Here is a 24564-nt window from a genome sequence, read left to right on the forward strand (position 1 = left end):
AGATTCTTAACGTTCCCCTTGCCGGTCTCATGAAGTATTGGATTCTGGGCTTTCTGCTGGTTTTTGCCGCTGCCTGCCAACATTCCGATCGCAGGCAGGCGTACGTAGCACCGGACGATCCCGTTTTCATTAAAATGTCGGTCAATCAGACCGGCCTGAACTTCCGGAACCAGCTTCCTTCTCTCGATAGCCTTTTCAGTAGTTTCCCGGCCGATTCCGGTACCCGGGAGCGTACGCTCCGCCTGGTTGAGCGCCTGCTCGGCGCCGGAGGAGTAGCAGCGGGAGATCTGAATAAGGACGGCCTTCCCGATTTGTACTTTACCTCGGCCAATGGCGTCAATAAACTCTTCCTCAACCGCGGCGGCTGGCGTTTCGAGGACGTTACCGATGCGGCCGGCCTTACCGGTAACCGGCAGTGGAGCGCAGGCGTTTCCTTCGCCGATGTCAACGCGGATGGCTGGCTGGATATCTATGTCTCACACTTTGGTCCGGATAGCCGGAACGAGCTTTTTCTCCATACCGGCCGCCTCAACGCAGACGGTATTCCGCTTTTTACCGAACAGGCTTCAACGCTTGGTCTTTCGCACAACAACCTCCAGGCTGTTCAATCTGTTTTTTTTGACGCGGATCTGGATGGCGATCTCGACTGCGTCATAACCGACTATGCTACGTCGGATTCGCTCGGGGTAGTACCCGGCGACCGCCTTTATCTCAACGAGAAAGGAAAATTCCACGCTACCCTGCTGAGTAAAGCCGGCAACGGCACAGGTATCGCGGTAACGGATATCGATCACGACGGCTGGCCCGACCTGCTGATTTCCCGGGACACGCCGGCCGGACTGACCGTTTACCGGAACGAAAAGAAAGGCGTCTTCAAAGAGACATCCTTGTTTTCCCATGTTTCGGAGCGAAGCCTGGGCGTTACCGCTGCCGACCTCGATAACGATGGGATCGACGAAATCTTCACCGCTTCCGTTTTACCGGAAGATGCGGTCCGCCGCCGGTCGCAATACCGTTTCGGGACCAGAAAGGCATCGGCTGTTGCCCACAATACCCTGCAGCAGTACAGAGACCAGGCCTGGACAGACAGGGCCTGGCACGCGGGTGTCGCTGCTACCGACCTCAGCCACGGAGCGTTGATGCCGGATTTGGACGGAGATGGCTGGAAAGACCTGATCGTTCCGAACGGGCAGGCGAGAGACGCGCGCGACCTCGATTTTCTGGAATTGCTGACGACATTCAAAGGAGAAGTTTCCCTGCAGAAACTGATGGAGCGGATGCCGTCAACTCCCCAGTCAGACTATGCGTTTCTCAACAAAAAGGGAATGCATTTTGAAAGCGCCGGCGTGCGGCTCGGGTTGGGAGAACCGGGCTTCTCCAATGGCGCCGCTTATGCGGATCTGGATAACGACGGGGATGCCGATCTCATCTTCAACGAAACCGGGAGAGAGTCTGGCCTGTACCGGAATGACTTTGACCTTGAAAATGATTTTCAATACCTGAAAATCAAACTCAAAGGCTCCGAAAAGAATGTCTACGGGTATGGCGCTCAGATTGAGATTTACATAGGAAAAACACGCCAGAAATTGGCTCTCCAGCCGAATCAGGGATATCAGTCGAGCCAGGATCCGGTTTTGCTGGCCGGTCTCGGCAAATTCCGCAAAGTAGATTCCCTGGTAATTACCTGGCCGGATTTCCGACGACAGGTTATCCGGGAAGTTGCCGCCAATCAGGTACTGGAGGCAGACTACCGCGATGCCAAACCCGGCTATGCGCCGCCGGGTCTTCCGGAGAACGCCCGGCTGGAGGAAGTCTCCGGAGAGGTTCTGGAAAAAGAACTGATTTACCGCGGAGGTAGCGCGGAGGATTTACGTGACTATCCGTCTCTTCCGCATACCCTTTCCCAGCAGGGGCCGTGTATGGTTTCGGGAGATGTAAACGGTGACGGCCTGGACGACCTCTTCATCGGCGGCGCACATGGCGAGCCGGGGCGATTACTGCTCGCGAAAGGAAAGAAGTGGGTACTATCGAAGCAGGAGGTATTCCGAACGGGTACCGAAGATGCCGCTGCCGTGATGCTGGACATTGAAGGAGACCATGACCTGGATCTGCTTGTTGTCTCGGCAGGAGGCGCCGACAGTACCCAGATTCGTCTGTACCTCAATGACGGCTCGGGCCGGTTTACGCTGTCTCCCGATCGGGTACCCGCGCTGGCAGTCAACGCCTCGTGCCTGGCGGTTGCGGATATCGACAAAGATGGAGATCCGGACGTTTTCATCGGGGCGCGGAGTGTACCCGGATCCTACGGCGTAACGCCCCGGAGCTACCTGCTGCGCAACGACAGAGGCATTCTGAAAGACGATACGCCGGAAGTCATCAGCCGGATCGGGCTTGTCACGGATGCGGCATGGAGCGACCTCGATCGCGACGGACTGCCGGATCTGATTGTAGTCGGCGAATGGATGCCTGTATCGGTCTTTTACAACCGGAAAGGGAAGTTTACGTATTCACACAATCAGATTATCCCGGCTTCGGAAGGATGGTGGAAGACCATAGAGCCTGCCGACCTGGATGGCGACGGAGATATCGATTTCGTGCTGGGTAACTGGGGCACCAATACCGAATACCAGGCGACTGCCGCCCGCCCGCTGTACCTGCATATCAATGATCTGGATAAAAACGGCGTGATCGACGCGCTGATGAGTACCCCCGAAGCAGACGGAGAAAAGTACCCGCTGGCAAACCGCGACGAATGGAAGCGTATCCTGCCGGCGTGGCCATATCCGCTTCCCTCGTACAACAAGTTCGCAGAATTGCCTTTTTATCAGCTTATCACCAATGAACTGCGGAAAGGTACGCTGGAGAAAAAGGCGGTGGAACTCCGGTCTGTCATCCTTTGGAACGAGGGCAACGGAAACTTCCGGCTGGAAGCATTGCCTGCCGCCGCGCAGCTGAGCCCCGTATATGCCGTTCTGGTATATGACGTGGACGGTGATGGCTCCCGTGACATTCTCCTGGGAGGCAATTGCTATGGTTTGCCGGCTGGCCGGGGGCGGGCGGATGCCGGTCGTGGATTACTGCTGAAAGGAAAGCCGGGACGAAAATTCGAAGAAGCCGGGAGTCTTCTCTTACCCGGCCAGATCCGGAGCTTTTGCCGGATCCAATCGCTTCTTTTTATCGGAAGAAACAACGCCAGACTGTCCGTACGGCGGCTTTAACCGACATTTGTCAACTCCTTCTGAATCCGCTTTTCTGGTGTTGGTCTCAAAAAAATAAGGGGGAGTCTCAATTAATTGTGTCTTTATGTCAGAAAATGCACAAAAAATCCCAAAACTTTCTCCTAATTTTGAAATAGAAAATTTACTGGATAAAATTGAAGGATTTTTGAACAAAACCTAAGAACACGCTCCCGCCGGGCTTAACCAAATCTCTGACATTATCTGGTTTTCTTTCCAGCAGAAACTTTCGGCAGAAGCAAATTGAAACAAAAAGGCGACCCGCAAGGTCGCCTTTTCTTTTAGAGCAGCTCGCCGTCGGCGGGTCGCTTTTCATTGGGAATCACAATGGTGGAATCCCCGAAGGCTTTATCGCCGAAAGGATTGTCGCAGACTTTGTCGTTCGCCGGTTTCTTGAAAGGCACCTTTTTGAGGCCGATGGACTCGTCGGCATAAACCTTGTTCATAAACTTGGCCCACGCCGGCAGCGCCATCCGGGCGCCCTGCCCGAGCGCGCCGGACCGGAAGTGTATCGCACGATCCTCAGCTCCGACCCAGACGCCCGTTACCAGGCCCTGCGTTACGCCCATAAACCAGCCATCGGAGTAGTTGGAGGTAGTACCGGTTTTCCCGCCGATCTGGTTGTTCTGCCCGCAAGGCTCGCGGTTGAGGCGGACAGAAGTACCACCCGGCTCCTGCGTGGCGCCCTGCAGCATGTATACCATACGCCAGGCCGTTTCCGGGCTCAGGGCATCGTGTGTAGTCGCTTCGAACTTCCGGAGGAGGTTTCCGTAACGGTCTTCGATGCGGAGAACCGTCTGCGGTTCGTTCCAGGCTACGCCGCCGTTGGCAAACGTGCAATAGGAATTGACCATCTCGAGCAGGTTGACTTCGGCGGTGCCGAGACAGATCGTCACGTCTTTCGGAAGCTTCGTTTTGACCCCGATCCGGTTCGCATATTCGATGATGGTTTCGGGTCCGAATTTCTTCATCAGCTGCACGGAAATCGTGTTGACAGATTTGGCAATGGCTTGTCTCAGCGTCATCGTACGCCCCGATCCGCCGCCTTCAAAGTTCTGCGGGCACCAGGTGCCGATACAGGTCGATACGTCCTGAACCATGTCGCAGGGGGTGTATCCCTTGTCGATCGCCGTCGCGTACACAAAAGGCTTGAAGGCGGACCCCGGTTGCCGCTGCGCCTGCTGCACGTGGTCGAACTTGAAATGCTTGAAGTTAATACCGCCAACCCACGCCTTGATATTGCCGTTGTTCGGGTCTTCGGCCACCATACCGATCTGCAGGAAGCGGGCGTAGTACCGGATCGAATCCAGCGGTGTCATGACCGTATCGCGCTCGCCGCGGTACGAGAATACCCGCATCTTGGTCGGGCGGTTGAGTACTTCACGGATTTTTTCCTTGTCGTCTCCGTAGCTGAGCTTGAGGGTACGGTACCGTTCCGTTCGGGGGACGATGTAGTTTTCGATAAAGCCCTTGATCTCTTTGCCGTTTTTGTCGGCCCAGGGGTTACGGCCTTTCCAGTGCGCGTCGAAGAGGCGTTGCTGCTCCCGGATATGATCCCAGCAGGCGTCTTCGGCGTAGCGCTGCATACGCGAATCGATCGTGACGTAGATTTTCAGGCCGCTGGTATAGAGGTCGAGGGGGTCGTCGCTCGAACGCTGCTTGTTCAGTTCGTCGATTTCCCGGAGAAGTTTATCCCGCAGCACGGCGATGAAGTACGGCGCCTGGTTGCTGTTATGATTGAGGGATTTCAGGCGAAGGGCAATGGCTTCGTTCTTGTAAGAATCAAATCGCGGGGCATCGAGAAAGCCATAGCGTACCATTTGCTGAAGCACGATATTCCGGCGCTCTTTCGACGCTTCCGGGTGCATACGGGGATTGAAGCGGTCGGGGTTCTGACACATGCCGACCAGCACGGCGGCTTCCTCCACATCCAGTTGCGAAGGCTCTTTGCTGAAGTAGTGAAGGGAGGCGGTGCGGATACCGTAGGCGTTGTCGCTGAATTCGACGGTATTGAGGTACATCTGCATGATCTCCTGCTTCGTGTACCGGCGCTCGAGCTGGATAGCTGTGATCCACTCTTTGGTTTTGATGATGAGGAGTTTAACAAGAGGTACGTCCCCCAGAATCCCTTTGTACCGCTCGCTGCGCGCCTCAAACAGGTTCTTGACCAACTGCTGGGTGAGGGTACTGCCGCCGCCGGCTTTTCCCATGCCGACGATAGACCGGCCGATGCCGCGCGGGTCGATACCGGAGTGTTTGATAAACCGGACGTCTTCCGTCGCGATCAAGGCGTTGATGACATTCGGGGAGATATCCTGTAGCTCAACCGGGCTTCTGTTTTCCAGAAAGTAGCTGCCCAATACCACGCCGTCGGACGAGATTACCTCCGAAGCCAGTTCGTTCCGGGGGTTATCAAGCTGTTTCAGACTCGGCATTCCGCCGAACAGATTGAACAGGTTGAAGTAGACAGCGAGGATATATAGGATAAAAGACCCGACAGCAAACAGGGTAAACCGCCACAACCGGCGGATCAACTGCCTGAACGGGCCCGGAAGAAACTTAAACATAGCACGTATTCAAGAGGTGTCTTACAAAAAGCAAAGGTGCAAAGGATCAGGCACACGACCAAAGTCATTGCCTCAACGCCGGGGAGAATGCCGGCATTGTGCCGGAGGGGAAACACTTGGGGGAAGAAGATAGGATATAGGTTTTATGCAATAGGCTGTAAGCTTTAAGCCAAAGACCGGCTCCGATTATCCCATCAGCGTAAATACTGGTCAGTGCGAGCTAATGCTTAAAGCCTATAGCTTAACGCTTACTGCTTCCGACCGATCCGCCTGGCACAAAAAAAATCCCGTTTCCAGGAGAAAGGGGATTTTTGAACAAAACCTAATACAATTACTTCTGACTATAAGAGTACAATTTTCATCGTTTATACTCTTCCATTCGCCAAAAAATGTAAAAAATGCGAGTGGAAGAGCTGTTTATGCGGAAAAAATGTCATTTTGCCTGGTAAGCCGAGCGCTTCAACCCCCGTTGAGAGAAACACCTTCCTAGAAACCCCCTGTCATGTCCGCGATCCGTCTGTTGTCCGTACGAATCCGTATCCTCCTTCCGTGTCTGTTTCTGACGGCCTTCGTTTTGCTCAACGAAGATCCCGTGTCGTCTAGTATCGCGAAACTGAATAAATACATCCGGGCGCTGCCTCCCGAGAAAGTATACATCCATTTTGATAAATCGTACTATTCTGCCGGAGAAACAATCTGGTTCAAAACGTATCTGTTCGACGGCTCGACGCACGATACCGATACCCTCAGCCAGGTTGTTTACGTTGATTTTATTTCGAACGGAAAAATCCTCGCCCAGAAACAACTGAGGCCGGACGAAGGTACTGCTACCGGTGACTGGTTCCTGGCCGATACCCTGAAAGAAGGAATCTACCAGATTCGTGCGTATACCAACTGGATGCGGAATTTCGATGAAGATTTCTTTTTCTCGAAAGATATCCGCGTCTATCATCCCGACACGAAAGAGCGTCAGCCAACCCGTATTTCGGAACAGCTGGATTTAACGCTTTTTCCGGAAGGTGGAGAGCTGGTTGATGAAGTAGAATGCCGCGTTGGCGTCAAAGCCGCCGATCAGTTTGGCCGGGGCGTAGACGTTGAGGGGTTTGTCCTCGAAAACGAGAAAGATACCGTGACCGCATTCAAGTCAGAACACCTGGGATTGGGACGGTTTCAGTTTGTCCCTCACAACGGTCGTAGTTATACCGTCGTCGTCAGTAGTAAAAATTCACCGATGAAACGGGTACCCATGCCGGCGTCAAAGCCCAAAGGACAGGTACTGATTGTCGACAATATTTCGAACAAGGATAATATCCGTGTTTTTGTCTTCAATACAGCGACAGAAGAATCCGGTAAGGAGCTTTCGCTGGTGGCTCAGATGCGGGGGCAGGTTGTTTTTGCGGGAAAGGGATCGGCAGCGAAGAAGAGTTTCGTCGCCAATATTCCCCGGACGCGCATGCCGGCCGATGGAATCCTGCAGATAACGCTCTTTTCACCGGCAGGGGAGCCGGTCGCCGAACGCCTGATTTTCGCCCGAAACGCGGGAAGTCAGTTGAAAGTAGCCGTAAAACCATCGGCGGCCACCTATGCACCCCGGGAGAAAGTAACGCTTGACCTGGAAGTGAAAGACGCGGCGGGCAAGCCCGTCATCGGGGATTTTTCCCTTGCTGTCACGGACGGAGGCCAGGTAATGGCCGAACCCGGTACCGAGACACTCGTTTCCAGCCTCCTGATGAGTTCAGACCTGAAAGGGTACATCGAGCAACCAGGGTATTACTTCGACCCGGAAAATACCAATGCATTTCTGCACCTCGATTTTCTGCTGATGACGCAGGGCTGGAGACGTTTCACCTGGCAAAAAGTACTCCGGGAAGAAATTCCGGAGCCGCAGTTTCTTTTTGAGCGGGGACTGACGCTGTCCGGAACGGTTACCCGCCCGAATGGCCGTCCCCTGGAAAAGAAAGAAGTAAACCTCACGCTGATGGCCAACGAAATCGGTGGGCAGCCGGTGATCGACGCGACACAGGCGGAGGCAAACGGACGGTTTGGCTTTTATAACCTGATCCTCCGCGATTCCGTCCGCGTGATGGTACAGGCCGTAGCCGGCAAGGGAGACAAAAACCTGAAAGTAACGCTTGATCCCGGCCCGCGCCCCGCCGTCCGCGTGACGCGTATACCGTTTAACCCGGTAGAGTTTAACGCCGAAGAATTTACCCGGTTCATGGACCGGTCGGCCGACTGGCTCGCTATCCAGCGAAAAATGCAGCTCGACAAAGCCAAAACGCTGAAGGAAATCACAGTTAAAGCGAAGAAACAGGAAGAATCCGATAGCCGGAAAATCTACGGCCGGGCAGATGCGACGGTTAAGTTCGATCAAATGATGACTTCCGGTGCGATGAGTATCTTTCAGGTATTGCAGGGCCGGGTAGCCGGCGTGTACATCACAGGCAGCGGGATGGACTATACGGTGCAGATCCGCGGAGCGGTGAATTTCAACGGTGTTGTTGAACCGCTTTTTGTGTTGGACGGAATGCCGGTGGACAAAGCACTGGTCGCTACGCTACCCGTCGCCGATGTCGATTATGTAGATATATTGAAAGGAGCCTCCGCGGCGATTTATGGCTCGCGCGGCGCCGGAGGGGTGATTTCCATTCTCACCAAACGCGGCGGAAACAGCTACGACTGGTCGAAAGAAGTCATTCCGGGTCAGGTAATTGCCTATCGTTCCGGATATATAAAAGTAAAGGAGTTTTATGCGCCTGATTATGGCTCTCAGGCACCGGAAAATGGCCGCCCCGACTTCCGCTCAACCGTATACTGGAACCCGTCGGTACGCACGGACCAAAACGGCAAGGCGACGGTAACCTTCTGGAATACGGATAATCGTGCGATGATGCGCGTGCAGGTAGAGGGTACTTCCGGGGATGGCCGGGTGGGTGCGGCCGGAGCTACCTACGTCGTCCGTTAGTCCCAGCATTCCATGAGCAGCAGGTCGCCGGAAGTATGCAGTATCCGAACCGGACCGTCCGCCTCCGTATAGTTATTGGCGCCGGTGCGGTAACCGAGGGTGAGGGATTCATCGTGAAGGTTATAGGCGAGCCCGGCTGTCCCGATGCCGCTGACGGTACCTATGGGGATAAGCGAAAGCGGCGTCCCGGCGGCATACCACTTTTCATATGACCGGTCGAGCAGGAAAATCCGCGAATAGTCGTCCAGCAATACAATCTTCAGCCTGTCCCGGTACCGAACGATATTGGTGATATTGGTAATGGTATGATCGGCCCGCCGGCCGGTCGCCCAAACGACGTTCACAGCTTCATGCCCGCGTTCGATCAGGAAATCGAATGCTTTTTCGAGATCGGTTTTTTCCTGATCAGGCGTATGTACGATTTCGATGGGATGCTGGCGGGCGTATATTTCTTCCCGGGCGAGACCCCTGTCGAAATCGCCCAGGAGTACATCTACATGAATACCTAAATCCAGCACCCGGAGAATGGCGCCGTCGAGCACCACGACAAAAGGGGACCATTCCAGCAACTGGGCCAGCAGGTCCCAACTGCATGCTTCCCCGTTGGCAATGATGAGCGCGGGTTCCTGTTTTTCGCGGATAATGTGATGAGAAGACACCTTGCGTAATTTGCGGGATGTATGTTCGCGGCTGAAAAGGCCGGAACAAAGATGAACCGACAAAACAACAGTTGAAAACTTGAAAGCGGAAACTTCACTTGCCGTCGATCTCGGAAATACCTTTGCCAAAACGGGCCTGTTCAATGCCGAGGGTCAGTTGGCAGAGGTACGGCGGAAGCTGACGCCGGACGACCTGGCGGCTTACCTGGCCGAAACGCGACCGGGCCGGACCGTCATTTCGTCGACTGCGCTATCCGGAGAGGAACTGACAGCCCGGTTCGGGCATCTGACGGGCTTTTTGCTGGTGCTGAGTCCGTCGACCCCCGTGCCGGTGGAGAAGCTTTACGATACGCCGCAAACGCTTGGCGCCGACCGTGTAGCGGCGGCCGTCGGTGCCCGCAGCCTGTTTCCGGAACGGAATTGCCTCGTCATCGACATGGGAACGTGCATTACGTATGACTATGTGGATAACCGGGACAGGTTTCATGGCGGATTGATTTCTCCGGGCCTTCGTATGCGATTCCGGGCTATGCATTCGTTTACACAGCGGCTGCCTCTTGTTGAGCCTCCCGAAGTACTCCCGGCGCTGGTAGGAAAAAGTACCGTTCACGCTATGCAAAGCGGAGTCCTGTACGGGCTGATCGCAGAAGTCGGGGGAATTATCAACCAATACCGGAGCATTTATCCTGATTTTCAAGTTGTTTTGTGTGGGGGAGATGCTCCTTTTTTTGAATCTCGGTTGAAAGAGCCGATATTTGCAGCCCCCGAACTGGTCCTGCTGGGCCTACACCGAATTTTAAACCATAATGTCTAAGCAGTTTACCGTCACCCGTTTACCGTTTTCGATTTACCGGCAAATTGGCGCTCTCGCCCTTCTCTCCGGGCTTTGTTCCCTGAGTGCCTCCGGGCAGGGGTTGGGAAACTCGCCCTATTCGACCTACGGGGTCGGTGAAACCTTCAGCGGAGCATTTGCGTCCCAGCAGATGATGGGGAACTCCGGCGTCAGCTATTCCAACGGTCTGTTTATCAATAACCTGAACCCGGCGCTCATCGCCCGGAACCGGGTGACAACCCTGGAAGTGGGCGGGCTTGTCCAGTCCAAGCAACTCACGGAAGGCGGCCAGAAACAAACTGCCGTTGGCGGAAACCTCGGATACCTCGCCATGGCGTTCCCGCTTAACAGCCGGTGGACAGCCAGCGTGAATTATACGCCGTACAGCTATCTCGATTATTCCATCAAAACATACAAGCAGATTCCGGGGTCTTCGTACTTCAGCCAGCAGGAAAACAACGGTTCCGGCGGATTGAATAAGGTATCGTTTGTGAACGGGTTCCGGGTGTGGAAAAACCTGTATGCCGGCGCGGGCGCCTCGTTCCTGTTCGGGAATATGACGCGGGAACAGACGTCGACCTCGATTGCGAATGACGGGAACGACTATAAATATGTATTGACGAATGTCGAACAATACCGGAATTTCATGTTCCGGGCGGGACTCGCCTACCGGGCGCGGTTCTCCGACAAACGCTACATCAACTTCGGCGCGGCATATGATTTTCCGACGTATCTGAGAACCAGTCGCAGCCATACCCTGGCGACCTTCCTCGGAGATAACCCGATTCAGGCCAATGCTGATACGCTCAACTACGGAAGCGGCCGCGTGAATCTTCCGTCGACCCTGCGCGTGGGTGTCAGCTATGAAAACCCGTATAAACTGGCTGTTTCAGCTGATTTCGTGATGAATCAGTGGTCGCAGTTCCGGGATTTTGACCGTTCGAGCCAGAACCTCAAAGACAGCTATCAGGTCAATGTGGGTGTGGAATATACGCCGAACGTACTGTCCTCGTCCGATTATTTCAGCCGGATTCCGTACCGCTTCGGGATCAGCCATACGCAGTTGCCGTACACCGTTTCAGGTATTCGTATTGTTGAAAACAGCGTGACCTTCGGGCTGGGCCTTCCGTTGAATAAAATAGGCCTTTCCGATGCTAACCTCGGTTTTTCATACGGCGTGCGCGGCAAGACGGCCCCGGACGTTATCAAGGAAAAATTCTTCCGCGTAATCCTCGGCTTTACGATCAGCGACCGCTGGTTCTACCGCCAGGTGGTCGATTAACGGATTTCATGAAATCAACTGTGCTTGTCCCGGCAGGAATGATCTTTCTGCTGGGATTATTTGTTTCCTGCGAAAAAAAGCAGGAGGTCAAGGATGTGATGTACACCGGCCCGATTTCGGAGTCGTTCGATATCCGCATGGTCTACAGCGACTCCGGCCGGAAAGTAATCCGGATGGAAACGCCTGTTCAGCGCGATCTGCTCAACGGGGATAAGGTATTCCCGAAGGAAATGAAGCTCTTCTTTTACGACCGGAACGGGACCGAACATACCTGGCTCCGCGCCGATTCTGCCCGGAAAATCAATATGCAGAACCTCTGGCATGTGATGGGCCACGTCCGGATCGAGAACCGCCTCAAACAGGAGGTACTCGAAACCAATGAGCTATTCTGGAATCCGGATACAAAAAGAATCTATACCGACGGCGACGTGACGAGCCGTACGCCAACGGGCGTCACCCATGGTACCGGCCTGGTCGCCAACCAGGATTTCACCAAATACGGCCTCGGAAAGGTACGGAACAGCCAGATGCAGGTCGAAAACCTGCCGGAATAGGGCTAAGGCTGACGGCAATCTGCGAGCGCCTTTTCCACATCGGCTACTTCGGTAATAGCCGGATCTTTCCCGAATTTTGAAGAGAGAAAAGTCATCAGTACGGCTACGTCCAGCGGCTTGAGTTGCGGATTGGCGGGCATAGATTGCCGGTAAACCTGGCCGTTGACGGTCAGCGGCGCATGAAAACCATACCGGATGCCACATAGTACCGCATTCCGGTTGGCTGCGGTCAGGTAGTCGGAGTCTGCCAGGGGAGGATACAGCTTCGCCATGCCTTTTCCGTCAGGCTGGTGGCAGTTGGAGCAATGTTTCTTGTAGACTTCCAGCCCTTCCGAAACGTATTGCTGCCGTTTTACTTCCTGTTCGGACTGACAGGAAGCCAGGATCGCCAAAACCGGCAGGAAAGAAAGAAGTCGCTTCATGGCTATGTCAAATAAGCCGTGAAAATACGCACACTTTCGGGTCTTTCGATATGGTCTTCAAGGTGGAAGGAGGCGGTTTTAACCGGGTTTTCTGTACCCTCGTCGGCTTCAAGTTGACGAAACTGACGTCCGACTGGGTTTCTGTCTGTATTTTTGTCCCGGATCAGTCGTTTCAGACTGCTGTCCAACGGCCCGCTCAGGGCTCCTGTCAACACCGACGATTCCCATGAAGACATATTTTCGCTTGCTGAAGTTTACCCCGCCGATCGGGAAGTTTATCGCTCCCTACCTGGTTTGTTCGATTCTCAGCAGCATTTTCGGAATTCTGAATTTCGCCCTTCTCCAGCCGTTGCTGGGTGTGTTGTTTGGTACGGAAGAACATAAAAATGTCGTTCGTCCCGAATCTTCCTTCTCTCCGGAGTACCTGAAAGACCTCTTTCTCTATCACGTCGATCATACCATTCTGACAGAGGGAAAAGTACACGCGCTGCAATTTGTCTGTATCGCCATCGTGATTTCGGTTTTTTTGTCGAACGTTTTCCGGTATCTCTCTTCCCGGCTGGTTGAAAAGCTGAAAGGAAAAACGATCACGAACCTGCGGTCCACGATCTTCAACCGTATTCTGAATCTCCACCTCGGCTTTTTCAACAACGAGCGCAAGGGAGACCTGATGGCGCGGATGACAACGGATGTTCAGGAAGTGGAATCATCCGTAGGCCGGGCATTCAGCGCGGTGTTCAAAGAAGTAATTCTTCTCGTGGGCTTTTTTGTCACGCTGTTTTACCAATCGGTTCAGCTGACCCTGTTCTCCCTGATTGTGATTCCGGTTTCCGGCGTTGCGATCGGCCTGCTCAGCAAGCGCCTGAAGGAGCATGCCATTGACGTACAGACCACAATGGCGCGTATCCTGGGGCAGATCGACGAGGCATTTGGCGGTATGCGCGTTGTGAAAGGCTTCAACGGTGAAAAGTTCGTCGGGACGAAGTTCGAAAACGAAAACAAACATTACTTCCGCGTTTGGCGGAATATGGTATACCGTCAGGAACTCGCTTCGCCGATGTCGGAATTTCTCGGCGTATCCGTCGTAGCCGGTATCCTGCTCTACGGAGGTTCGCTGGTGTTATCGGGACATTCTTCGCTCTCTCCGGAAGGCTTTATTACATACATCGTCCTCTTCTCGCAGGTGACGCGCCCTGCAAAGGAAATCTCTAACGCGATTTCAGGTATGCAGCGGGGGAAGGCTTCGGCCGACCGCATCTTCCGCCTCCTGGATACGCCTTCCGTCATCACCGACGCTGCCGATGCGAAAACGCTGACTGGCTTCCGGGAAGGTATTGAAATCCGGAACGTGTCCTTCGCCTACGAAGAAGGCCGCAACGTATTGAAAAATATCTCTTTCCGGATTCCGAAAGGGCGGACGATCGCGCTGGTCGGGCAGTCCGGCAGCGGGAAGTCAACCATTGCCGACCTGGTACCCCGCTTCTATGATCCGACGGAAGGGCAGATCCTGCTCGACGGAATCGATATCCGGGAAATCAGCCAGCACTCGCTCCGGGACCAGATGGGTATCGTGACCCAGGAGTCCATTCTCTTCAACGATACCATTTACAACAACATCACGTTTGGCCTCCAGGCTACGCAGGAGCAGGTGGAAGAGGCCGCCCGTATCGCCAACGCGCACGAGTTCATCATGCAGACCGCGAACGGATACCAGACGGTCATCGGCGACCGGGGCAGCAAATTGTCCGGTGGGCAGCGTCAGCGGATTTCCATCGCGCGGGCTATTCTGAAAAACCCGCCGATTCTTATTCTCGATGAAGCGACTTCCGCGCTCGATACCGAATCCGAAAAGCTTGTTCAGGAAGCGCTTACCCGCCTGATGCAAAACAGGACTACTCTGGTTATCGCGCACCGCCTCAGTACCATTCAGCATGCTGACCAGATTCTTGTCCTTCAAAAAGGTCAGATCATCGAGACGGGCACGCATGCCGAACTGCTCAGCCACGACGACGGCGTTTACCGCAAGCTCAGCCACATGCAGGGCGTCTGAATATAAAAAAAGCTGTCTCCGTGTGAGACAGCTTTTTTTATGGGGAACAATCCTTCAGGATGTACTACTACAGTACCTCTTCGTTCTCTTCCAGCTCTTCTGCGCGTGCCTCCTGTACCTTCGGCGTGAGATGGCAGCTCAGGTACTTGATGGAATACCCCTGCTCGTAGAACAGCGCTTCGTACTTGGTCTTGATGCCAAAGTGGCGCATATTCAGTTCCGATTGATACAGATCGCGGGTATAGATCAGGTTTTCGCAGCCAAATGCTTCCAGCGTTTCCAGCGTATAGTCAAAGAGGGAATCGCTGTCGGTTTTCAGGTGAAAAAGCCCGTCGGCCTTCAGCATATTGGCATACATCCGTAAAAAACGGGGATGGGTGAGACGACGCTTGACGTCGCGCTTGCGCGGGCGCGGGTCCGGGAACGTCACCCAGAGCTCGCTGACTTCGTCCGGTGCGAAGAACTTGTCGATATCCTGGACGATGGTCCGGAGAAACGCCACATTGGTCAGTCCACGGTCCATAGCCTGCTTGCTGCCCCGGGCGAGGCGATCGCCCTTCATATCTACTCCGACAAAATTGCGGTCCGGAAAAACACTTCCGAGACCCAGGGTATATTCTCCTTTTCCACAGCCGATTTCGACGACCAGCGGGTGCTCATTCCGGAAAAAGCCGTTCCAGTTTCCTTTTATTTCCGAGAAGATGGGCTTGGGCGGCTCGAGGACGTTATCAGCAGCGGCGTTATGAGCAAAAAATTGAAGTTTGCGACGTGACACGACGAATAGCGATGATTTGAATCTCCAAAGATACATCATCCATCGGGAAACGCCAGAGCGAATCCCTTCATCATCAGACGCTTCAAAATAAAAGCATCGCAGAACCCCCGCGATGCTTTTCCCGAATCCTTAACCAATTCAGAAAGATTTCCTTTCTGCCGGGTTAGTCGGATAGCAGTCTCTTTATGGAAACACCCGGTTATTCGAGCAGCGAGATCACGTCCTCTTTCGAGAGCGATTTCACAAACGTATCCTCCGTCGTGATGAGCTCGCTGGCCAGGCGTTGTTTCGACTGCTGCAGTGCCAGAATCTTCTCTTCTACCGTGTTTTTGGAAATGAATTTATAGGTAAATACGGTCTTGTCCTGCCCGATGCGGTGGGCGCGGTCTACCGCCTGCGCCTCGATGGCGGGGTTCCACCAGGGGTCGAGGATGAAGACGTAGTCGGCGGCGGTCAGATTCAGGCCTAATCCGCCCGCTTTCAGGGAAATCAGGAAAACCGGTATCCGGTCGTTTTGCTGGAACAGTTCCACCTGTGCCTGCCGGTCGGCCGTATTTCCGTCCAGGTACGCATAGCGGATCTGCTGCCGGTCAAGCTCCGTCCGGATGATATCCAGGTGTTTGACGAACTGGCTGAAAATGAGAATCTTATGTTTTTCTCCGACAACGGTTTCAATCTTCGCCAGTACTTCTTCCAGCTTCCCGGAATCCGATTCGTATTCAGGATTGACCATTTTGGGGTGATTGGCCAGCTGCCGGAGCCGGGTCAGGCCCTGCAATACCACCATCTGGGACCGGGCCATACCCTCGTCTTCGATGTGCTGGAGTATCATATTCCGGTAGTAGGATTTGGCTTCTTCATACGCCTTCTCCTGCTCTTCCGACATCTCGCAGTACTGTACTGATTCTACCTTCTCCGGCAATTCCGTCGCCACCTGTGACTTATGCCGGCGGAGCATAAACGGCTTGATGATACTGAACAGGCGCTGGGTCTTCTTTTCATCTCCTTTCTTTTCGATCGGAATCAGGAATTCATTCCGGAAGAAGGCCTGGGTACCCAGCAGGCCCGGGTTCACGAAGTTCATCTGGCTCCACAAGTCCATGGTACTGTTTTCGAGTGGCGTACCACTCAGAATAAGCCGGTACCGGCTCTGGAGCATCGACAGCGCACGGGCGATATTTGAGCCTGGGTTTTTGATCGCCTGCGATTCATCCAGAATGATATAGTGGAAACGGTAATGCTGCAACAAATCCACATCGATCCGGACGATACCGTAGGACGTCAGAATAATGTCATACTGATTAAACAGATCAACGTTTTTCTCCCGGTACGTACCGGTATACACGAGTACCCGCAAAAACGGCGTGAACTTCTGTATCTCCAGCTGCCAGTTGTAGAGCAGGGACGTAGGCATGACAATCAGCGTCGCTTCCTGCAGGCCGTTTTCGTATTGCGATTGCAGCAGTGCCAGCGTCTGAAGTGTCTTTCCCAAACCCATGTCGTCGGCAAGGCACCCGCCGAAATGGTACTGGTTGAGGAAACGCAGCCAGTCGTACCCGGCCTTCTGATACGGCCGTAACGTACCCTGGAGGCCGGAAGGCAAGGGGTAGTCTTCGATTTCCTCGAAATCACGAAGCTTTTCCAGCTTTCGGTTGATAACGGTGGAAGCCAGGCTTTCCTCACCCAGGTCCTGGACCAGGGAAATATGGTGTTTTTGCAGGACGAGGTGATCCTGCTCGTCGTTCGTCGTCGCAAAGGCAAACAGCTCGGAATACTGCGTAAACCAAACCTCCGGAATCACGGCGATTTCCCCGTTTGGCAGGGTAAACTCACTTTTTTTCTGAAGGATAAGTTGTTTGAGCTGGAGGAAGGGAATCTCAAATTCTCCGAAACGCACGACGGCGAAGATGTCGAACCAGTCGCGGTTTTCGTGAATGGAAAGCTGAAGCGAAGAATAACCGAGGAAGTACCGTTTGGAATCGTCCGAACTCTGGCTGATCAGGAACCCGTGCTCCCGGAGGGGTTCGAAGTGATCCTGAATCCAGGAAAAAGCTTCTGATTTCGGCAGGATAACCCGGCCGTTGCGCATGTCCAGGTTGCGTTCTTTCAGAAGGCGGACGGTTTCCTTTTCTTTTGGAATGTCCCGTTGAATCTTGTGAAAGATGTAATCGTCTCCCCGTTTTTCCATGCTGACGTTCGACGAAGAAGAGAAGCTGTCGAACCGGAAAATATGTTCTCCGTACTGAAACGAAAGGGTGAGGGTGACTTCACTGTCTTTTTCCGAGGAAGAAGATGCCGAATCGTCGAAGAGCGAGGCCTGTCCGCCCTGCGATTCGCTGAGGTTCAGCATCGGGATGGCGCGGTGCTCTTCCGGACGTATTTCAAACCCTTTCGCATATACGTCAAAGAGCGTGATCAGGTTGGAAACGAACTTCCGGTAATAGTCTTCTTCGATGCTTTTGGGGATGACGATGAACTTCTTCTGGAAGAACGGTTTGAGCTTCTTCCCGTCTACTTCCGGCCTGAAGTGGAAGAGCTTCCCCTGTAACAGCAGCCAGGCCGGGTCTTCGCAGAGCAGGATGGCGTCCTGGTGCTGAAACTCTACTTTTTCGCCACGGTGTTTGATCGTCGGGTAATAGTGGGTATTGTCGGCATTCCGCATGACATGGAAGCGAACGGAGGCCGGATCGGTCAGTACTTCAATTTCCTCCCGGGTCGGGTTGCCGTCGTTCCCCATGATATACAATCGCTTGCCGAGGAGCAGGGGGCATATCTGGGCGCGGTGTTTTTCGAGGTAGGAGAAGATCAGCTCCTGTACGTTCTTATCTCCTTTGGTCTTATCGAATACTTTGAGGAAAAAGTCGGCGGGCGTTGTTTTCTTGGAGCTGAATTTCTTCAGGATAACTTCCTGCTGTATTGCGTCAATTAATTTGACCAGTTGAAAATCAGAAGGTTCCAGTCGCTCAACAAATTCACTGATGTTTTTCGAGGAAATCGACTGATGCAGTAAGGTCAGTTCGTCCCGGTCGTTTAACTGGACTATAAACGGCTCCCATAGATAGCCCAGGTACTCATGTTGATAGAGCGAGTAGATGAGGCAGAAAGGTTGGGATGTAGAGACTTTCATAGTGGGATAGCGGAGTTGTTCGCGTCAATCCTGACGAAACACCTTTGTTTTCTCAGATTCTCCGGAGAAAAGCATGCCTGCCTTTTACCGGTGGGATGGATAAAAAATTTGCCCGAAAAAGGAACTGCCGCCGCTGCCGAACCCCTCTTTTTTGTGGCAAACGAATGGCAATTTTATGATTATGGTGGAAAAATCCTAATTTTTGACACGCAATGTTTAAACGGCCGGCAGGCCTTTCTGCCGGGCCTGCATTCTCACTTCATCAACCGGAATTCTATGGCCTCAAACCGGGAATTATTTCAGAAACTCTTGTCCGACCTGGCATCTTCCGGGGAGGTAGTCCGCCTCGGCGGCGGTCTCAAACGGATCGAAGACCAGCACCGCAAAGGCAAGCTTACTGCCCGCGAACGCATCGATTACCTGCTTGATCCCGGTTCCCGCTTCCTGGAAGTCGGGCTTTTTGCCGGAGACAATCTCTATAACGACGAAGGCGGCTGCCCGTCCGGGGGTGTGGTAACGGGCATCGGATACGTCAGTGGGCGGCAATGTGTCGTAGTTGCCAATGACGCCACCGTCAAGGCCGGCGCCTGGTTTCCGATCGCTGCGAAGAAAAACCTGCGCGCACAGGAGCTGGCGATGGAAAACCGGCTGCCGATTATCTACCTCGTCGACTCCGCGGGGGTATACCTGCCCATGCAGGCGGAGGTCTTTGCCGACAAGGAGCATTTCGGCCGCATCTTCCGTAATAACGCCCGGATGTCGGCCGACGGCATCGTCCAGATCGCGGCGATCATGGGCAGTTGTGTCGCCGGCGGCGCCTACCTCCCGATTATGTCAGACGAAGCGCTCATCGTCGAAGGTACCGGTAGCGTCTTCCTCGCCGGGTCTTTTCTGGTGAAGTCTTCCATCGGTGAAGACATCGACAACGAAACCCTCGGAGGCGCCGTCACCCATAGCGAAATCTCCGGCGTAACGGACAACAAGTACCCCGACGACCGCTCCTGCCTCGACGCCATCCGGAAGAAGATGAGCTTGCTCGGGAGGCCGGAATCCGCAGGTTTTGACCGCATTACCGCGGTCGACCCCGCTAAATCTTCCGATGAATTATACGACGTATTACCCGTCGACCGCATCAAGCCCTATGACATGCGGGAGGTAATCGAGCGGTGGGTAGACGGTTCCGATTTTCAGGAATACAAACCCGACTACGGGAAGTCCCTTCTTTGCGGAACGGCCCGGGTCGAAGGCTGGGCTGTCGGCATCGTCGCCAACCAGCGGAAAATGGTAAAAAGCGGCAAAGGCGAAATGCAGATGGGCGGTGTGATCTACTCCGATTCTGCCGACAAAGCTGCCCGGTTTATCATGAACTGCAACCAGCGGAAAATACCCCTGGTGTTTTTGCAGGACGTTTCAGGCTTCATGGTCGGTAGCCGCGCCGAGCATGGCGGCATTATCAAGGATGGCGCGAAGATGGTGGCAGCGATGGCGAATTCGGTCGTTCCGAAGTTTACCTTCCTCGTCGGCAATTCCTATGGCGCCGGCAACTATGCCATGTGCGGAAAAGCCTATGATCCCCGGCTGATTTACGCGTTGCCCACCGCACAGATGGCTGTGATGAGCGGGGCGTCTGCCGCCAAAACCCTGCTGCAGATTCAGGTAGCCAGTCTGAAGGCCAAAGGCCAGGCGCTGACACCCGAAGCCGAGCAGGCGCTGCTGCGCGAGATTACCGAGCGATATGACAACCAGTTGTCTCCGTATTATGCAGCGGCGCGGCTGTGGGTCGACGGCGTTGTAGATCCCCTCGAAGTCCGGAAAATCATCTCCATGGGTATCGAAGCGGCCGATCATTCTCCCATCACGAAACGATACAATGTCGGAGTTATTCAAACATAAGTACTGGCTGATCTGGGCGGTATTATTTGTTCCGGAAGGTGTTTCGGGGCAATGGACCGCCCGCCTCGACAGCCTGCTGGCCCGGCGGGAAAGCCCCGGCGCCGTGGTACTCATTCAGCAAAACGGCCGGACGCTTTACCGCCGGGCCGCAGGCTATGCCCGCCTGGATACGCGGAAGCCGATGACAACCGGTTCGGCGCTCCGCATGGCGTCGGTTTCGAAGCAGTTTACAGCGATGGCCGTTCTGTTGCTGGAGAAAGAAGGCCGGCTGAAGCTCGACGACCCCCTCAGCCGCTACCTGCCGGAATCGAAACGACCCGTCACGCTGCAACAGTTGCTGACGCATACTTCCGGCATTCCCGACTATGAGGAGCGGATGGATACCACCTGGCGGCGTCAACTGCTCGACCGGGATGTCTGGGATTTGCTGAAAAAGGATACGGTCACCTATTTCCGTCCCGGTACCGCTTTTCGGTATAGCAACTCAGCATTCTGTCTGCTGTCGCTGGTCGTTGAAAAAGCGTCAGGTATGCCCTATGCGCAGTTTTTGCAGGAAAAGATATTCCGTCCGCTGGGTATGACCCATACGTTTTTGTACGAAGAGCGTGCCGGTCATCCGGAGCGGGCGCTCGGCTATGCCCGGAATAGGGAAGGAAAGATCGCCGACTCCGACCAGAGTTTGACGAGCGCTACGCGCGGAGATGGCTGCGTGTATACTTCTGCGGACGACTACCTGCGCTGGCACGAAGCGCTTTCCCGGAATCAGCTGATAGATATGAGCGAAAAGGTACGCGGAAGGGTATTTCCTTTTCCGGACCACCCGGGATATGGTTATGGTTTCGGCTGGTTTACAGCTCCCGGCGGTACGTTTTTCCATAGTGGGTCGACGTGCGGGTTCAGTAACGTCGTCATACGGCGGGGCGATCTGCTGATCCTGTTTTTCTCTAACCTGGCAGATAGTCACGCCTTTTTCGGGAAGGTACTCGGGGTACTGGATGCGGCGCTTGCTCCGGGAACGGACTGGGAAATGCTGCACCGTCTCACAAACTAATCAATTGATCTTCTGTGCATTCTGTGTTTTCTGTGAGAAAAAAATAGTGCTCACAGAAAACACAGGATGCACAGAAATTACTTTTCCGAAAGTAGTCTCAGCAGAACGCCGTTCGTCCATCCGAAGCCATCCTGCAGCGGATATTCTCCTCCTCCGCCAAGCAGGGAGATATCATAGACGTTGTATTTCTCGACGAGTCTTCCCGTCGCTTTATACACGCGGATATTTTCGTGTATCCAGCGTGATTTCGCTTCCGAGGCGAGTTCGTTTTCTCCATACTGTCGCAGCCCCTGGATACTCATCCATTGCAGCGGCGCCCAGCCGTTGGGCGCGTCCCACTGCTGACCGGTCGGTGTCAGGGTAGTCGTCAGACCGCCGGCCTGAAGAAACTCGGCTTTGAGCTTCCGGGCTACACCTTTTGCCTGCTCGGGCGTCGCCAGGTTAAAAAACAGAGGATATACGGCAGCCAGCGAAGGGATACCTGTCTGCTTGCCTTCCACGAAATCATAGTCGTAGAAGAAGCCGTCTTTTTCATTCCAGCAGTACTGGAGGAGGGCTTTCCGCCGCTTTTCAGCGAGGTTTTTGAAGCTTTGGCTATGCTTCGTATCGTTCATCAGGCCATACACCTTCGAAAGGGTCATTTCGAGGTGGTACAGGAGGCTGTTGAGGTCGACCGGAAGAATTTCCGTCGTGTGAATCGTGGCAAGCGTCTTGCCGTCTTTCAGCCAGCGGGACGAAAAATCCCAGCCCGACTCGGCGCCGGCGCGGAGGTTCCGGTACACATCCTCCGCCTTGCGGCCGGAGTGCTGAGCGACGGCGATGTCTTCCTTGTAGGCTTCGGGGCGGGGCGTAGCTTTGTCGTCGTAGTAGCGGTTGAGCGTCACACCGCCGGGCATCCGGACAATGCGGCGGAGTGCCTGGCCGGGCTTGAGATCGGCGGCCTGCTTGATATCTTCGTCGTTCGACGCACTCATCCAGTAATAGTATTCTTTCTGAAGTTCCGGAAGGTAGGTAACGAGGATCGCCGGGTCCTTTTTCGTTTCCGCCAGTAATTCAACCATCAGCGAAAAGAACGGAGGCTGAGACCGGCTCATGTAATAGCTCCGGTTACCGTTGGGGATATGCCCCTGGTAGCGGAGAAGGTGGGCGAAGTTGGCTACCATCCCGTCGATCAGCGAGTCCTTGCCGGCGACCTGTAATCCGAGCATGGTGAAGTAGCTATCCCAGTAGTAGATTTCGCCGAAGCGGCCGCCCGGTACAACGTAGCTGCGCGGCAGCGCCAGAAGCGAACCCCGGACCCGACCGGAAGGCTTGCGGGTCAGTACCGGCCAGAGGGCGTTGATGTGGGCTTCGGCGGAGAGACTGGTATCCGATGTGAAGCCGCTGTTGAGGGGTTTCGGGATTTCGAAGTACTGGTTGATGAACGCCCGCAGGTCGAACCCGGGTTTGCCTTTTTCTTCTTCGTATGCCTTCAGGATATGGCCGGACGAAATGAGCGGTTCGGCGTCTGCGAAGGTCTTGGAATCCGGGAAAAGAGCCTTCGTCTGAACATCGTGGAAGAGGGCGCCGAACTCTTCATCGGGGCTCGGCGGCGTCTGCAGCTCTGCCGGCGTGCAGGCGGTAAAAAGGATAGGAAAAGCCAATAGTATCAACGGAAATCGCATGGAATCGGAAGTCAGTATGGATGAAGAAGGAGGTGAGATCGGACCAAAAGTACAGTCTCCGGCATTAAAACAGACGGCCCCTTTCGAAAAATCTAAAGAGAGTATTAACTTTCACGGTCAAACGCAAAAAAGCGTGCCTCTCCAACAAAAAGTTGTAGCTTCGCTTCAGTAAAGTCATTCTCAGCCACCATTAATATTAGGATAGTCAATGAAATTTATCGTCTCGTCTTCGGCATTGTTGAAACAACTTTCGGCTATTAATGGGGTCGTGGCGTCGAATCCGATCGTGCCGATTCTCGAGAACTTCCTTTTCCAGCTGGAGGGAAGTGTCCTGACGGTGACCGCTTCGGATCTTCAGACTGTCATGATTACCGAAATAGAGGTAGAATCGTCGGATAAGGGAGCTATTGCCGTACCGGCGAGACTGTTGCTGGATACGCTCCGCGGTCTGCCGGAGCAACCGATTACCTTCAAGATTGATGCCGATACCTTCGGAACCGAAATCGTTTCCGAAAACGGTCGCTATAAGCTTTCCGGTGAAAATCCGATCGATTTCCCGAAAGTACCCGCCGTCAACAAGACCCTTTCCATCGAAGTAGCTGCCGACGTACTCGGCAAGGCCATCTCCAATACAAGTTTCGCTGCCAGTACGGACGATCTTCGACCGAACATGACGGGGATGTATGTACAACTCGGTGAAAACAATACGACGTTTGTCGCAACCGACGGCCACCGCCTCGTGCGTTACCGCCGGCAGGATCTGCGCTCTGCTCTGGCGACTTCCCTGATCATTCCGCGGAAGGCGCTGGGTTTGCTGAAATCCTCCCTGCCGTCTGACAATACGGTAGTGAAGGCTGATTTCAGTCAGTCGAATGCCTTTTTCAGCTTCGGAAATATCAAAATGATCTGCCGGCTGATCGACGAGCGTTTCCCGGATTACGAAAACGCCATCCCCGTCAATAATCCCAATATCCTGACAATCAATCGTCTGGAGTTGCTGGGTTCATTGCGCCGGATTTCGATCTACGCCAACAAAACCACGCACCAGATCCGTCTGCGCATCGCGAAAGATGAGCTGGTTATTTCGGCGGAAGACCTCGATTATTCGAACGAAGCCACCGAAAAACTGAATTGCGACTACAACGGCGAAGACATGGAAATCGGCTTCAATGCCAAGTTCCTCATCGAAATGCTCGGTAACCTCAGTACCAACCTGCTTCAGCTGCGCCTTTCGGCGCCGAACCGGGCAGGTATTCTGGTGCCAAACGATCAGGACGAAAGCGAAGACATCCTCATGCTGGTCATGCCGGTGATGCTCAATACATATGCCTGATGTTGAATACAGGCGGAAAAGTCCCTCCACACCGGAGGGACTTTTTTTTGCCCTGACGGCTGTTTCGGGCGGTATCCGCGTCCGCCGAAAGAAAAAAGCTTGCTCGGGAAACATTTCTCCGCGAACTTCACGTTTATCCAGAACAGAAATCCCT

Annotated in this window: 16 protein-coding genes; 10 read left to right on the forward strand and 6 right to left on the reverse strand. The window is 54.1% G+C overall.

Features of this window, described 5'->3' with window-relative positions; genetic code table 11:
- The first annotated feature begins 29 nt into the window (after nt 1-29).
- Nucleotides 30-3218, forward strand: a complete 3189-nt coding sequence (locus BLR09_RS09110) for a VCBS repeat-containing protein (protein ID WP_143011069.1) — start codon at nt 30-32, stop codon at nt 3216-3218.
- Nucleotides 3219-3517: 299 nt separating this feature from the next.
- Here the strand turns inward: BLR09_RS09110 and BLR09_RS09115 are convergent, their stop codons facing one another.
- On the reverse strand, nt 3518-5803 hold the full coding sequence (locus tag BLR09_RS09115) for a penicillin-binding protein 1A (RefSeq protein ID WP_093200696.1): 2286 nt from the start codon (nt 5801-5803) through the stop codon (nt 3518-3520).
- 502 nt (nt 5804-6305) lie between these two features.
- Between BLR09_RS09115 and BLR09_RS09120 the strand changes: the two genes are divergently transcribed.
- Nucleotides 6306-8768, forward strand: coding sequence for a TonB-dependent receptor plug domain-containing protein (locus BLR09_RS09120; protein ID WP_093200698.1), 2463 nt, complete (start codon nt 6306-6308; stop codon nt 8766-8768).
- Here the strand turns inward: BLR09_RS09120 and BLR09_RS09125 are convergent.
- A complete protein-coding gene (locus tag BLR09_RS09125; protein WP_093200701.1) occupies nt 8765-9427 on the reverse strand; it encodes a thiamine diphosphokinase in 663 nt (220 codons plus the stop codon). The two genes, BLR09_RS09120 and BLR09_RS09125, sit on opposite strands and share 4 nt — an antisense overlap.
- A 79-nt stretch (nt 9428-9506) precedes the next feature.
- Here BLR09_RS09125 and BLR09_RS09130 point away from each other — a divergent pair, with 79 nt between their 5' ends.
- Genes BLR09_RS09130 through lptC form a run of 3 tightly spaced genes read left to right on the forward strand, consistent with a single transcriptional unit; the run spans nt 9507 to nt 12095 of the window.
- Nucleotides 9507-10241: a type III pantothenate kinase gene (locus tag BLR09_RS09130; protein ID WP_093200703.1), complete on the forward strand. Its 735-nt coding sequence runs from the start codon at nt 9507-9509 to the stop codon at nt 10239-10241.
- Nucleotides 10234-11541 carry a BamG family beta-barrel-assembly machinery protein gene (locus tag BLR09_RS09135; protein WP_093200705.1) on the forward strand — a complete coding sequence of 436 codons (1308 nt, stop codon included), beginning with the start codon at nt 10234-10236 and terminating at the stop codon, nt 11539-11541. The genes BLR09_RS09130 and BLR09_RS09135 overlap by 8 nt, the downstream gene beginning before the upstream one ends.
- Nucleotides 11542-11549: 8 nt before the next feature.
- Nucleotides 11550-12095 (forward strand): LPS export ABC transporter periplasmic protein LptC, encoded by a 546-nt coding sequence (gene lptC / locus BLR09_RS09140; protein WP_093200708.1) that lies wholly within the window; start codon nt 11550-11552, stop codon nt 12093-12095.
- A 2-nt stretch (nt 12096-12097) separates the two neighbouring features.
- Here lptC and BLR09_RS09145 read toward each other — a convergent pair whose 3' ends face one another.
- A complete protein-coding gene (locus BLR09_RS09145) occupies nt 12098-12517 on the reverse strand; it encodes a c-type cytochrome (RefSeq protein WP_093200711.1) in 420 nt (139 codons plus the stop codon).
- Between the two features lie 226 nt (nt 12518-12743).
- On the opposite strand from BLR09_RS09145, the gene BLR09_RS09155 reads away from it, so the two are divergent.
- Entirely contained in the window at nt 12744-14567 is a 1824-nt protein-coding gene (locus BLR09_RS09155; RefSeq protein WP_093200717.1) for an ABC transporter ATP-binding protein, read from the forward strand.
- Nucleotides 14568-14634: 67 nt separating this feature from the next.
- Here BLR09_RS09155 and trmB read toward each other — a convergent pair whose 3' ends face one another.
- Entirely contained in the window at nt 14635-15342 is a 708-nt protein-coding gene (gene trmB / locus BLR09_RS09160; protein WP_093200720.1) for a tRNA (guanosine(46)-N7)-methyltransferase TrmB, read from the reverse strand.
- A 199-nt stretch (nt 15343-15541) separates the two neighbouring features.
- Nucleotides 15542-18469 (reverse strand): DEAD/DEAH box helicase, encoded by a 2928-nt coding sequence (locus tag BLR09_RS09165; RefSeq protein WP_093200723.1) that lies wholly within the window; start codon nt 18467-18469, stop codon nt 15542-15544.
- A gap of 276 nt (nt 18470-18745) precedes the next feature.
- Here BLR09_RS09165 and BLR09_RS09170 point away from each other — a divergent pair, with 276 nt between their 5' ends.
- Together BLR09_RS09170 and BLR09_RS09175 are read left to right on the forward strand one after the other, a co-directional pair.
- On the forward strand, nt 18746-20362 hold the full coding sequence (locus BLR09_RS09170) for an acyl-CoA carboxylase subunit beta (RefSeq protein WP_093201443.1): 1617 nt from the start codon (nt 18746-18748) through the stop codon (nt 20360-20362).
- On the forward strand, nt 20340-21413 hold the full coding sequence (locus BLR09_RS09175; protein WP_093200726.1) for a serine hydrolase domain-containing protein: 1074 nt from the start codon (nt 20340-20342) through the stop codon (nt 21411-21413). Before BLR09_RS09170 ends, BLR09_RS09175 begins: the two co-directional genes overlap by 23 nt.
- A 77-nt stretch (nt 21414-21490) precedes the next feature.
- On the opposite strand, the gene treF is transcribed toward BLR09_RS09175, so the two are convergent.
- The gene (treF, locus tag BLR09_RS09180) at nt 21491-23077 is read right to left on the reverse strand and encodes an alpha,alpha-trehalase TreF (protein ID WP_093200729.1); all 1587 of its coding nucleotides are present in this window, start codon (nt 23075-23077) and stop codon (nt 21491-21493) included.
- On the opposite strand from treF, the gene BLR09_RS25680 reads away from it, so the two are divergent.
- Complete coding sequence (locus tag BLR09_RS25680; RefSeq protein WP_218126637.1) at nt 23076-23249, forward strand: hypothetical protein; 174 nt, start codon at nt 23076-23078, stop codon at nt 23247-23249. The two genes, treF and BLR09_RS25680, sit on opposite strands and share 2 nt — an antisense overlap.
- Before the next feature lie 36 nt (nt 23250-23285).
- Entirely contained in the window at nt 23286-24410 is a 1125-nt protein-coding gene (gene dnaN, locus BLR09_RS09185; RefSeq protein WP_093200732.1) for a DNA polymerase III subunit beta, read from the forward strand.
- The last annotated feature ends 154 nt before the right edge of the window (nt 24411-24564 follow it).

It is taken from the genome of Siphonobacter aquaeclarae (assembly GCF_900103285.1).
In the GTDB taxonomy this organism is placed as follows: Bacteria; Bacteroidota; Bacteroidia; order Cytophagales; family Spirosomataceae; genus Siphonobacter; species Siphonobacter aquaeclarae.